Here is a 13,372-nt window from a genome sequence, read left to right as displayed (position 1 = left end):
GCGCGCCTGGGGCGTTCGCTGGGCTCAGGGGCCGATAACTCTTCGCCGTGGGAGTCTGACCAGTGGCGAGGCGCTACCAATCGCTTCTGAATATTAAGTGAGGGAACTACGTGAATAAAAATAACATCCCGTCAGTTGATGTCCTATGGACCGGAGGTTGGGATTCCACCTTCAGAGTGTTAGAGCTTGCACGTTCGGGCACTATCATACAACCCCACTACATATTGGATTCGAACCGAAGTTCGTTATCTAAAGAGCTTGAGGTTATGAACGATATCAGGCAAAAAGTTAACGCGAGATTCAAAAACTCTCATATCGAAGAAATCAAGACGATTGATCAGTCTGATATATCTATATACGAAGAATTTTCTCAAGCCCATAAAAGCCTGCTCGCCAAAGACTGGATTGGATCACAATACGTCGGAATTGCGTCTTATGCAAAGGCGAACAACATAAATAAATTGGAGCTCTCTATTAATTATGGAGATTCCTATCAGAGGACAAACTTCCCGGATTTTCAGAACACTTACATTGACAATGATGGCTTCCGAATAATTGCCAATGATGCCGATCGCGATCTGCAAACGTTATTTGGGCAATTCTCTTTTCCTGTCATGTCATTAACCAAGCTTGATATGTTGAAGAAATCTAAAGAATGGGAAGTACACGATTTAATGAATAAAACTTGGTTTTGCCACCAACCATTTTTAGGCCAACCATGCGGATCTTGCAATCCGTGTATACATACCTTGGAAGCTGGCTTGCGGTACCGCTTCTCGACAATATCATTATTTAGATACAGGATTAAGAAATTGATAATTTCATATCCGAAGCTTCACAGAACTCTTAGCAAATTGAAATACGGCGAAAAATATTTTTAATATTGATCGTAATGGAAAAGCCACTCTATCGTTGACGCATGCTCAGCCTATGGAAGGCAGCTTCTTTAAAAATGCCTTTGAATTAGTAGAATCCTAGCGGTGGAGAGGAAGGTCCAAACCTCCAGTTTGGTGGCCAAATGTATCGTCACGCACAACAAAGGGCAGTAGGTAGCAAAATGGAAGCGATCAGTATTCGCCTCAGGGAAGAACAGGGGATCCGGCATGAAGGAGAAGCGTTTCAGCTCGGTATACCGCTGAAGCAGGGGGATCTCTCGCCAGATGCAGAGGTTATCCTGGTGGATACCGCGAGCTGTGACGAAATCATCTGCCAAAGTAGCCCGATGGCGAGCTGGCCAGACGGCAGCGTCCGTTGGCTCAAGTTACAGTTTCTTGGCAATCTTGGGCCTGGAGCGGAACGAACACTTGAACTGTGCTCCAGAGAAACACCGACTTCATCCTCCTCTTTGTTGACCTGCACAAGAGATCCCAAAGGCCTGGCTGTTGATACGGGCGCCTGCCGGTTCAATCTGACAGCAAACTCGCCAACCTGGGTGCATACCGAGACCAGCATTGCTACGTGTCATCAACTCACCTTGACCACCGAAGAAGGAAAGCGCTGTCAGGCACTTATCGATGCCGACTGGGAGATTGTAGAGCACGGCCCTGTGAGTCTGAGCTGCCAACAGACGGGATGGTTTCTCGATGACGACGTCCGCTTGGCCCGATTCCACTGCCGGCTCACCTTTTACCACAACAGCAAAACAATCGAAGTTCAGACCTGCCTCCATAACCCTAAACGGGCCCGTCACCCCGGTGGGTTGTGGGACCTTGGCGACCCGGGCTCCATACATTTCAGGTCAATGGAGATACGTGCTGAGTTGGCTGACATCGAGCACCTAAGAGTAACGCCTGAACCAGGAATGCCTGCAGTCGAGCTGGATAGCAAACACGGCACGCTCTACCAGGATTCGAGCGGGGGCGAACACTGGGACAGTCTTAACCACGTCAACGCAAAAGGCGAGGTCACCACCAGGTTCAGGGGGTATCGTCTTCGCATTGGTGACCATATCCAAATGTCTGGAAATCGAGCCAATCCGGTCATTAGCGTCGCAACCCCGTTAACAACCGTTCAGGCTACCCTTCCTAATTTCTGGCAAAACTTCCCCAGTTCCATCGGCGTGCAAGACAACGGCCTGATCGTTGGCCTGTTTCCGGGCGAAACCGCTGAGGTATACGAACTGCAGGGCGGCGAGCGGAAAACCCAGACCGCCTATTTCCATTACAGCGATTACCCTGACGCCCTGGCATGGACACTGGCTCCAACGACCCCAGTGCTGGATGCGAAACAGTATCAGGAGAGTCAGGCCTTGCCATGGTTTACTGCAGACGCGCCCAGAGGCCCGCTGGATGAGCTGATCCAACTTGGGCTGGAGGGCCAGTCAAACTTTTTTGCCAAGCGCGAAGTCATTGATGAATACGGCTGGCGTCACTTTGGAGAATTATTCGCGGACCACGAATCGCTCTACCTGCCGCCCGATGAACCTCCACTGATATCGCATTACAACAATCAATATGACCCCATCTACGGGTTTGCGCGACAATTTGCAGCCACCGGCGATCACCGTTGGTATGAACTCATGAACGACCTCGCGAGTCATGTCAGGGATATCGATATTTACCATACTAACGAAGACAGGTCCGAATATAACCATGGCCTGTTCTGGCACACCGATCATTACCTGCCAGCCCATACCGCTACCCATCGTACGTTCTCAAAATACAATGACACGAGTTCAACACCCGGCCAGACGGGGGGAGGGCCAGCAGAGCAGCACTGCTATACCACTGGCTTGCTATACCACTACTTTCTCACCGGGTGCTCCGCGTCCCGCGAAGCGGTTCTGGAGCTGGCAAACTGGATTGTGACACAACGCGAGGGAGATCCTTCCTTTCTGGGCCAGCTGGAGCTGGCGAAAAGACGGGAATTGCCCAACTTGAAGGCAACCCTCCGAGGAAAGAATCCGCCGGACCGTCAGTACGCGCTGAACCGTGGTACCGGGAACTATCTCAATACCCTGCTCGATGCTTACTGGCTTACGCTTGAGTCGAAGTGGATGAAAAGGGCGGAAAGAATCATCAAGAGCACCTTGCACCCAGCGGACGAGCTCGCCGAACGAAATCTGACCGACACAGAGACGTCCTGGTCCTATTTGATATTTCTTGCAAGCCTCGCTCGATACCTGGACATGAAGCGGTTAACTCGCCAACGGGATGACTCCTTCAGGTATGCCCTCGCCTGCATGGAGTCGTATGCCGGTTGGATCTGCGCTAATGAAAGACCATTCCTTGAACAGCCAGAGAAGCTCGAGTTCCCGAACGACACCTGGGTGGCTCAGGATATCCGAAAAGCGATGCTGCTATTCCAGGCAGCGAGTTTCCTTCCCGCCAGGTCCGACGAGTTTCTGCGTTCAGCCGAAAAATGGCTGAATTACGTAACGAGCCATCTGAAAGACTCGCCTGAATGCCAGATGACCCGGATACAGGTCATCCTTCTACAGAATACGGGGCCGAATACGTGTCCCGTTCTGGTGCCAACAAGCCCATTGGTTGATTCCGGCGAACTGGATATGCTGAAGGAATACGACTTCGGCGAGCAACCCCGGCTTACCCGGAGAGCGTCCTCTACGCGGTTGTTACGACGGCTATTTTCCGGACTGCGTAAACTCGACCTCGCAAAGGAAAAAGCCTGGTTGACGTCCCGCCTGGCGGGGCGTTAGTCCGAATCAGTAGTTGATCGAATTGTCACTAACAAACGGATCGTCAGGGGCAGGCTTTAACGCCCTCCCCTGGCGAATCCCCTTTTACCGGTAACCCTATGCTGCGCCAGAACTCTTTTGTCGTCTCCATCTCGGACACCAGGCCGGAAAACGCTGCCGGGGCCTGCTATTCCGACGACCGCGTTCAGGTCAAAATGGAGGCGCCCAACGAGCATTATATTGTCTTCAAAGAAATGGGGGGCGCCGGCTTCAGCATGTTTTTCGGTGAGCGCAAGGACGACCAGGCGCTGGATTTCACCCGTCCGATCAATGGAACATCCATAATCTACGAAGCCGACAACAAAACGCTCAAAGTGGTTGCCGACGAGGTCGGCGCCGAGCACCTCTATTACCGGATAGAGCCAGGGTCCATTCTGTTATCCAACCGGCTCGACAACCTGGTAAGAGAAGAAGACGAGCCCGACTGGACCGCCATCCAGTGCTTCCTCACCCATGGCTACACGTTAAAGACCCGTACGTTCTTCAAAGATGTTAAACAAACGCGCCCATATCAGACACTGTCAGTAGAGGTCGATGGCCCTGATATCAGCGAAGCCTACTATGCCCCGCAAGATACCTCAGGGCTGAACAAGGACGAGGCAGAAATAATATCTTCGTTTTCACACCGCTTTTCGGAGATCTTGGAATCTTATCCCAGTATGGTGCTGATGATGTCCGCTGGCTGGGATTCCAGAACCATTCTGGCACCAGAGACCGCACCCGTTGCCGCAGCGTACACTCACGGCGATCTCTCAAGCAGGGAGACAACGATCGCGAAAAAGCTTACCGGACAGGTCCGCAAGGATCATCTCTTTACCGATATTCGCAATCTTGAAATCAACAATCGATTGCTCGATGAAATAATGGAGATAAACGGACATTGCCTTTGGCCAATATGGCATATATCGAGCAGATTAATCGCCAGGGCCTACAATTTACCGATCACCAGCGGCGTCATCGGCGCACGGGTTGGCGGCCACAATGGCTTCCCCAGTATGGGCAACCGGTGGCAGAAAGTCATAAACTCACTTCACCTGCTGAGCCCGGCTTTAATTTCCAAAGACAAGATCACCCGTGACCTCAGGAATGCGCTGACGATTCCTGAGACCTTCTGGTTCACAAGCAAAGCGGGTCACGAACTTTTCACGGGAACCCGGAGACAGACGACTCAACAGCTCCATGACGCACTCGACGAGTATATGGAAGATAACGAGGATTTTGCGACTGCCATCGAAAAGTTCAACTTCGAGCACGTCAGCCGGCAATACATGATGAAACAACCCGCCATGGCGCGCGGATCAATCGGGTACTACTCACCACTCAGCCACCCCGACCTTCTGAACCTGGCTTACGCGATCCCGTTCAGATCAAGGCTCCACAACAAGGTCAGCCAAAAAGTCATTCGGCAACTGAACCCGGCCCTTCTGGATTTTCCAATGGCCGCCACCCTCGCAAAGGCCAGGCGCTCCATCCTCGTCCAGGAGTTGTCCAGGATTCTGAGAATTCTCATAGAGCGAACTTCCGAGGCCCTTCACAGGAACAAACCCCGCCTTGGCTGGTTCAACTATGAGCACCTCTATACGCAAGATGTCTTCCCCGAAATCATTGATTCTTTGACGTCAGACCTCTGGTCAAAAGAACGTATGAAGGAAGTCATCGCCCGCAATCCCGCCCGCGGCATCGACGCCGGCTCGACCCTTGATATGCTCTGTAAAATCAAAACCGTCGATTACTATTTGAACCTGAGGTCAAATCGTGAATAACGACGTCCCGTATGTAACCGTTGTAATCCCCGCTCACAACGAAGAAGACTATATCGAGAGATGCCTAACCAGCATCCTGGCGCAAGACTATCCTGACTCGCGTTATGAAACGATCGTCGTTAATAACAACTCTACGGACGCGACGCCGAAGATCGCTCGTCAGCTGGGCGTGCAGGTCATTGACGAACCTCAGGGCCCGGTAGGCAGGGTAAGAAATGCTGGTGCGAAAGCCGCACGAGGGGAAGTTCTGTTATTTATCGATAGTGACTGTATAGCACCCAGTGACTGGATCACCTATGCTGCGGGCAAAATAAGTTCCGAGCCAGGGCTCGTGCTGGGCGGCGGATGTGAGTTGCCACAGAACCCCAAACCTATCGAGAAGTATTGGCTCCTGAACGGAACCGAGGGGGCAACCCTGCCGAGAGACCTAATTGGTGCCAGTATTGCGATCGCAACGTCTGATTTTTTCGAAGTTGGTGGCTTCGACGAATCCGTCACTTCCGGGGAGGACAGTAAGCTCTCTGCAACGCTCAGGAAACAAGGTTTTTTGGTGTCGATCGAAAGAGAAATGTCCGTGATCCACTTAGGTAACGCGACAAGTTACCGGGACTTTATCCAGCGACAAATATGGCATTCAGAGAACTACATTAAGGACCTTCAAAAATCAATTTTTGACCCAACCTTCATTTTAACCGCCACATTTCTGACGCTATTATTGTTGGCCTCAATATCACTCCCCTTTAGCCCAAGGATTGCTTTCTTGACCGCACTTATAGCGGCAATAATACCACTAATATTTTCTACAAAAAGGATCCGACGCGCCAATACCTGGCATCACCTAAAAAACCTCCCGCAGATCTACCTCGTTGATTTTTCTTATCTTTTAGGAAGGAGCGCAGGAATTCTAAAAGGGATAAAAAGGCGGTCAAAGTGAACTAGCCCCGGTTGTACGGACACCTCAAAAGTGACTATACAGAGAGTATGTAAACATCCCTGTTTTAGTTGCACCGTTGATTAGAGTTTTCCGTCCGTTGGTGTTTCGCCAGATATTCCCATGACGTCAGGTCTTCCAGTGAATCGTGGGGACGCTCGTCGTTGTATTCGGCCATCCACGATTCGGTTAGTTGCCGGACTTCGGTGAGATTCCGGAAGACATACATGTTCAGGATCTCGTCCCGGTAAGTTCGGTTGAAGCGCTCCACGTAAGAGTTCTGAGTCGGCTTCCCTGGCTTAATAAACTCCAGCGATATGCCGTGCTGTTCCGCCCAATCTGCCAGGGCGATGGAGATGAACTCCGGGCCGTTATCCATTCGCAATCTGGCCGGGTGTAATCCCCCCATTTTTAAACGCTGTTTTGAGTAGACGTTGAGCTACCTCCAGCAGCCTGGATGGGGGTATTCCTCCAATAGCCGTGTTTGGCCGTTCGTTGTTGTATTGCCAGAGCCATTGGGTCGCTAATAGCTGAGCACGGGCAATGCTTTCGAACTGATGCAAATCCAACCATTCATGCCGTGCGGTCCGATTGAAGCGCTCGATGTAGGCATTCTGAGTGGCCTTACCCGGCTGGATGTAGATCAGTTTAATCCGATTTCTGTTGGCCCAGTTTATCAGTGACTGCGAGATATATTCTGGCCCATTGTCACAGCGAATGGCGGCGGGCTTGCCACGCCATTCCATGATCTGATCCAGAGCGCGAATCACCCGTTGTGCGGGTAGTGATAAGTCGACTTCAATGCCCAGGCCTTCCCGGTTGTAGTCGTCGATCATATTGAATGTCCGGAACGTCTTGCCGCTGACCAACTGATCACTCATGAAGTCCATCGACCAGACCTGGTTGGGTGCGGTCGGAACATCCAACTCACCCGGGTAATCCCGCTGGATTCTTCGCCTGGGCTTGATGCGTAGGTTCAGCTCCAGCTCCCGATAAATACGATACACGCGCTTATGATTCCAGGTGTAGCCCTTCACGTTGCGCAGGTATAGAAAGCACAGGCCAAAGCCCCAACGTTTGTGGGTCTGGGTAAGCCGTAACACCCAGTCAGCCACCAGAGCGTTCTCGCCACTGAGCTTCGCCAGGTAGCGATAGCAGGTCTCGCTGATCCCATACACCACGCAGGCCAATCGGATACTGATGCCATGCTTGGCTACGCCCTTTCTGGCCATCTCCGGGCGTTGAGATGGCCTTACAACTTTCCCTCCAGGGCTTCCTGACGAAGCTCGGCCTTGAGCCTCTCTTCTGCGTACATCTTCTTGAGGCGGGCATTCTCAGCCTCCAACTCCTTCAGGCGCTTCATCATCGATGCATCCATGCCGCCAAACTTCGAACGCCACTGATAAATCAGCGCCGTGCTGACATTGTGCTCCCGTGCCAGCTCAGCCACCGGGACTCCGGCTTCGTGCTGCTTCAGGATGGCTATGATCTGGCTGTAGGTGAATCGAGACTTCTTCATCCGTCGCTCCCTCTGCGATCATTGTAAAAGTCTCTACTCAAAACCTCGATTAATTTCTGGGGGGATTACACTCCGACTCACCTCAAAGGCTGCCGTCACCACATCTAAGCAGTACACCACATCATTAAACGGATGTCAGTTATGCTCGGCATCTTCAGGGCAAGATCATTTTCAGCCCACTTTGCGCGAGGCAGTACCGTGATTATGGCCTTAGCCCCATTCCAGCAGCCCCACCATCCCGGCAAAGGCAAATATGGTTGCGTGGAAATCCAGTCGTTCTATTTGAACGTGAGCCGGCATGCTTCGAGATGACCACTGCCACAAGCCAAACAGATGATATCACTTTATATTTATATTTTCGGGCGGATTTGGTTTTAAATCATTCGAACCTTTACGGCTTTTAAGCTCAAAATAAGTTGGCGCAATTCTATCTCCATGAATGATGAAATCATCAACGTAATAGCGACTATCCAACCCCTCCTGGCAACTGCCATAGTTAAAGCACAACCTATTCCCCCCAAATACAAACTTATTATACTTATGATCAAAATGTCGTAACTTGTTATAGTTGAAGGCACTCCAATAACCTATCTGCTCACCTTTTTGGGAGTAAAGATAGACTTGGGTGCTACCATTTGCTTCACCTACGTCACCCAAATCTGACACCAACTCTACCCCAATCCATTCGTCTCGCTCATATAAATCTGAAAAGCTGGCAGAGGCCGACTTACTCATAGCCCGCCCCGCTTGTATAGCGGTTTTTCCCCAGCCCGATGATTTTAGTTCGGACACAAATGTTGATTCCACGAGAAAAAGATCGCGCGGTGAAGAAAGTCCCCCACCACCGACATTTACAATTGTTGCATTTGTTCCATATTCTCGTTTTGTTTGAGGGGTATCCTCTAATGTTTGATATTCGTCAGAGGTACCATAATGATCTATCGCAGTAAACCCGCTGGAAAGGTGAAACAATTTCAATGTGCCTACCCATGCATAATCACGGTTTTCATTTTTCCAAAAGAAACCATCTCTAAATCGAATCATAAAGAAAACATGAATTTTTTTGTAGCCACTATTGCCCGTCTCGCCATCCCCAAAAAGACTCCGAGGCGAGATGGTCCAAATCCATCTACCCCACCACTAAAATCATTATAATTGATTGCTAACGACTTACCGGAGCCCAAAGTATATTTGCCATGGTCACCAATCCATTTTGGGATATAGTCAACAATACCTTTCGCCCCAGATGAGGTCGAAAACTTATCACCCACGGAAACCCCGTCGATGGCTCTTCCAATCTGGATGAACTTTTTCCCGTCCTCCTCATGAAATCGAATTATACGGGCGTTGATGCCAGAATTCTCGAACAAAATGTCATCGTCAACTTTAAACTCGCCAGATACCAGCTCGTAAGCGAAAATCAGACGGTCGTTAGAATAATTGGTCCACATCCCCCTAGCACCATCCTCCCGCTTGGGCATATCTTGACCATGATAATGATAACCAGTTTTTAATGGATTCCAGTCTTGAAGGTGATCAAATGTTTCTACAATATCAAACTGACTGTCAAGACTCTGGTGCCAGCTAATTTCTTCTGCATTTACCGATACTGAAAAAGGTATTATCAACATAAAAATGAATTGAAGATAGCCGGACGTGAAGTCACGACGAACATTCCACTTACCGATTGCTTCCCTGACGGCAAAGGGAGCACCAAAAAAAAGTTGCATTATTTTCTCCATCTCCAAACCCTCAGTGATATATTTTTTAGCAATAACCCTAAAAAGCATTCAATACGACTACCGCATTAAATTATCATGAATTACTGATTCACCAAATTTCGACACACCTTCATGGAGCTTCTCTCAAGCCATGCCACTATCGGATATACCGATTTTCAATAATAAAATATTGACACAAATTAATCTGTTTGATTTTTGTTTCGTAATGTTAAAGACTGCTTGAAAAGCACCAATGTTGAAATTCTGCGTTTTATCTATCCCAAGGTTTTTTCTCATTCACAAAATAGCGCAAGTCGAACAAGTACAACTCAGTATATTTTCATCTAAATTGAAACACTAAACCTTCATTTTGAAAAAAATTATAGTTCTAAAATGTCTTACGGTCAGCTTTTAGGCGTTAGTAAAACAAGGCCACATTAAATTATAATCGATTTAAATAGCTATTCTTCAAGGCCTTTATCCAGAACCAAGGATTATCCAGAACACGGATTCCGGATTGACGAGCCCACAATCGAGAATTTATGAATTTTCTGATGCCGTGCTCGGAAGCAATGTAAAAAAAATCTTTCCGGGCTCGATCATATGCTTTATTCAGAGCATCACGCTCGTGCTTCATTAATCGCCAGCCAGTTGACTCTAGACGCAATGACTTAAGGCATAACAAGCTATTTTTCTGGATATCTAACCAACTTGAGCTACCTGTTCTGCTTAAGTCATGCGCTCGATACAGGTGTGTTGGCACCAAAGTATAGGCTGACTCTCCTTGTAAAGCCAATTTGCTAAAGAAGTGCCTATCTTCGCTTGCGATAAGAAATATGGAAAATAATCCCGCTGCGTACGCAGCACTACGACGCACGACAGCACCGCTACAAGAAATAAAATTTCCGTATACCAGATGACTGAATAAGCCTTCGGATATCTTCAAAATATCTGCAGATACTTCGTCGAACGAAATATCATTCAGCCGTGTATTTTCCAAGAAGGGTTCGTCCATCACACTGCCGTTTTTTAAAGGCTTTCGATTGCCAAAAAATAACACAAGGTCAGGAATGACGTTATATGCTTTAAGCGCCAACTCAAGGAACGCCGGCTCGTAGAGATCATCAGCATCTAGCATAGCTATAAGCTCAGTTTCCGCTAGTGAGAAGCCAATATTCCGAGCATTGGATACTCCTGGACAGTCTGTGTAGACAATCTTCAGTGGTAGATCACTCGTCTCCGCATAACCTTCAAGGCACTCTCGGGTGCCGTCACTCGATGCATTTTCTATGATGATGATCTGACCAGGGCGAATCGTCTGGAGCTCGATGCTTTGGAGTGCCTCCCTGATATAGCATTCACAGTTGTGGGCTGGTATGACCACGGTCAGGTCTTCACCATTGTAGATTTCAATCATCCTTGTCTACCTCACCCTTTCGAGGCCGCTTCGGTATGTAAACCACCAATTTACACGTCAAACTCTGGGGCTATCTATACAGTCAGAACGAATTCTCTGATAAGCTTTTTTTACCATAAACGCACCACGCTGTCGTTATCCATGGAAGGAAATTGATGAAATTGCGCACAATCTTCGGCAGTCGCCCGGAGGCCATCAAAATGGCCCGTCTCGCTTTCAGCTTGACTGACGACAGTTGCTTTGGATCCCAAGTCTGTGTTACCTCTCAACACCGGGAAATGCTCGACCAAGTGCTCGATTTGTTTCGGCTCCGCGACAATTTCGACCTTAATCTCATGAAACCCGGTCATACACTCGCAGCAATCACCAGCCGGATTCTTACCGGGGTCGAATCGGTCATTCGGAAGTTCCGTCCCGATATCGTTTTGGTCTATAGTGATACGTCGACTACGCTCGCCGCCAGCCTCGCGGCTTATTATCAAAAAATCCCTTTAGGCCACGATGAGTCCGGGGTGACCGTTAGTAATCTGTACTCGCTCTGGCAGGACGGAAGCAACCGGAAGCTCACAGTCGCGCAGGCTACCCTCCTCCTCGCCCCTACCGAATCCTCTGATCAGAACTTGCTCATTGAAGACGTACCCGGTCACTCAATATTAGAAATCGACAACACCGTTGTTGATGCACTTCTGGCGGTGGCACAGCGGATTGATAACAATGCCGACCAGGACCCTGAAAAAGAGGAACGCTCCTGTAGAGACGCAACTAACAATACCATCAGTGAGATGCTGACCAACGACTCGGCCAATGTGACCATGAGTCTTACACGCACCCCTATGGTGACGGCAAAGCATGTGGCCGGATCGTCACGGCGCTTTTTACCCCATCACAGAACGCCCAGGCATGAACACCCGCGAATAAAAGGACGATTCCAATATGAGTGATCACGCCATTGTTGTCATGGGTCTTGGCTATGTTGGCTTTCCTACAGCCGCAGTATTTGCCTCACGGCGAATTCGGGTACTGGGTGTCGATATAAACCGAAAAGCGGTTGATATCATCAACCAGGGCAACATTCATATTGTCGAACCGTCCCTGGACATTGTGGTACGAGCTGCGGTTACTGAGGGTTATTTGAGAGCGGCCACCCGCCCTGAACCCGCCGATGCGTTCCTGATCGCCGTACCAACACTATCCAAGGATGACAAGATACCGGACTTTGCCTACGTGGAGGCAGGTACCCGTGCGATTGCGCCAACATTGAAGTCGGGAACCTTGTGATGCTCGAGTCCACATCGCCGGTCGGTACGACCGAACTCGTATCTCACTGGCTCGCAGAAGAAAGGCCTGACCTTACCTTTCCCCAAACCTACGGAGAGGATTCCGATATTCGTATTGCTCATTGTCCGGAGCGCGTGCTCCCAGGGCAGGTTGTCCGGGAACTGGTGGAGAATGACCGAATCATCGGAGGGATGACCCCACGATGTTCTGATGCCGCCCGTAAACTCTATAAACAGGTGGTGCAAGGCGACTGCATTACCACCACAGCTCGCACAGCTGAGATGGCAAAGCTCACGGAAAACAGTTTCCGTGATGTGAACATTGCGTTTGCAAACGAATTATCACTGATTTGCGATTATCTCGATATTAACGTCTGGGAGATGATTGAACTGGCCAACCGGCATCCTCGGGTCAACATCTTGACTCCCGGCCCTGGTGTAGGCGGACACTGCATCGCAGTTGACCCCTGGTTTATCGTCGACAGCGCCCCTGAACAGGCAAGGCTTGTCAAACTTGCCAGGGAAGCAAACGACTTCAAACCCAACTGGGTATTAAACAAAGTCCGTCAGGCGGTTGACAAGCTCCATTCCGAGGCGCCGGCTAAAACCAGGCGTGACATTCGGGTTGCCTGCTTCGGCGTTGCCTTCAAACCTGACATTGACGACCTTCGGGAAAGTCCCGCACTCAAAATTACCCATAATATTGCGGACCTGGGCTGCCAGGTACTGGTGGTCGAACCAAATACAAAGGAACTTCCTGTAAGCCTGACTGGTGAATATATCCGCCAGGTTTCCATTGAAGAGGCGTTGAAGAATGCCGATATTGTCTGTGTACTTGTGCGACATAGCCCATTTATCAAGTATCGCGATCGCTTAACCAGCGCCAGACATCTTATTGATACCGTTGGTCTGACGGGCTGAGTTCTTTGCAGTATTTTGCACCTACATAAAGGATAATAACCAGATGGCCGAAAATCCCGCTGATCTTCAAGGAACGAGAGTACTGTTCATTGCCTATTTTTACCCGCCCACGGAAAGCACGGGTGT

The 13,372-nt window shown here is 49.5% G+C and carries 9 protein-coding genes and 2 pseudogenes; 6 read left to right on the top strand and 5 right to left on the bottom strand.

Features of this window, described 5'->3' with window-relative positions; translation table 11 throughout:
* Positions 1-110: 110 nt before the first annotated feature.
* The 4 genes from LJ360_RS03995 to LJ360_RS03980 all read left to right on the top strand — a co-directional run bounded on the left by LJ360_RS03995 (position 111) and on the right by LJ360_RS03980 (position 6,394).
* Positions 111-881, top strand: coding sequence for a 7-cyano-7-deazaguanine synthase (locus LJ360_RS03995; protein ID WP_320108783.1), 771 nt, complete (start codon positions 111-113; stop codon positions 879-881).
* 176 nt (positions 882-1,057) lie between these two features.
* Entirely contained in the window at positions 1,058-3,658 is a 2,601-nt protein-coding gene (locus LJ360_RS03990; RefSeq protein WP_264995331.1) for a hypothetical protein, read from the top strand.
* Between the two features lie 98 nt (positions 3,659-3,756).
* On the top strand, positions 3,757-5,460 hold the full coding sequence (locus LJ360_RS03985; RefSeq protein WP_264995330.1) for a hypothetical protein: 1,704 nt from the start codon (positions 3,757-3,759) through the stop codon (positions 5,458-5,460).
* A complete protein-coding gene (locus tag LJ360_RS03980) occupies positions 5,453-6,394 on the top strand; it encodes a glycosyltransferase (protein WP_264995329.1) in 942 nt (313 codons plus the stop codon). Before LJ360_RS03985 ends, LJ360_RS03980 begins: the two co-directional genes overlap by 8 nt.
* Positions 6,395-6,458: 64 nt before the next feature.
* Here LJ360_RS03980 and LJ360_RS03975 read toward each other — a convergent pair.
* The 5 genes and pseudogenes from LJ360_RS03975 to LJ360_RS03955 form a co-directional block, all read right to left on the bottom strand.
* Positions 6,459-6,785, bottom strand: a pseudogene (locus LJ360_RS03975) (integrase core domain-containing protein); the annotation flags it as partial.
* Positions 6,763-7,910 (bottom strand): IS3 family transposase gene (locus LJ360_RS03970; protein ID WP_413774394.1). Its coding sequence is split into 2 segments (ribosomal slippage): positions 6,763-7,649 and positions 7,649-7,910, totalling 1,149 coding nucleotides; the frame shifts between segments, so codons are not numbered across the junction. The pseudogene LJ360_RS03975 and the gene LJ360_RS03970, both read right to left, overlap by 23 nt.
* 339 nt (positions 7,911-8,249) lie before the next feature.
* The gene (locus tag LJ360_RS03965) at positions 8,250-8,954 is read right to left on the bottom strand and encodes a hypothetical protein (protein ID WP_264995328.1); all 705 of its coding nucleotides are present in this window, start codon (positions 8,952-8,954) and stop codon (positions 8,250-8,252) included.
* Positions 8,951-9,640, bottom strand: coding sequence for a hypothetical protein (locus tag LJ360_RS03960; RefSeq protein WP_264995327.1), 690 nt, complete (start codon positions 9,638-9,640; stop codon positions 8,951-8,953). Before LJ360_RS03960 ends, LJ360_RS03965 begins: the two co-directional genes overlap by 4 nt.
* A gap of 433 nt (positions 9,641-10,073) precedes the next feature.
* Entirely contained in the window at positions 10,074-11,048 is a 975-nt protein-coding gene (locus LJ360_RS03955; protein WP_264995326.1) for a glycosyltransferase family A protein, read from the bottom strand.
* 155 nt (positions 11,049-11,203) lie between these two features.
* Between LJ360_RS03955 and LJ360_RS03950 the strand changes: the two genes are divergently transcribed.
* Positions 11,204-11,989 (top strand): UDP-N-acetylglucosamine 2-epimerase, encoded by a 786-nt coding sequence (locus tag LJ360_RS03950; RefSeq protein WP_264995325.1) that lies wholly within the window; start codon positions 11,204-11,206, stop codon positions 11,987-11,989.
* A pseudogene (gene wecC, locus LJ360_RS03945) lies at positions 11,982-13,246 on the top strand (UDP-N-acetyl-D-mannosamine dehydrogenase). Before LJ360_RS03950 ends, wecC begins: the two are co-directional and overlap by 8 nt.
* The last annotated feature ends 126 nt before the right edge of the window (positions 13,247-13,372 follow it).

This window comes from Marinobacter sp. AN1 (assembly GCF_026013985.1).
GTDB classification, from domain to species: Bacteria; Pseudomonadota; Gammaproteobacteria; order Pseudomonadales; family Oleiphilaceae; genus Marinobacter; species Marinobacter segnicrescens.
The sequence above is the reverse complement of the archived record's forward strand: the minus strand, read 5'-3'. Positions and strand labels throughout refer to the sequence as shown.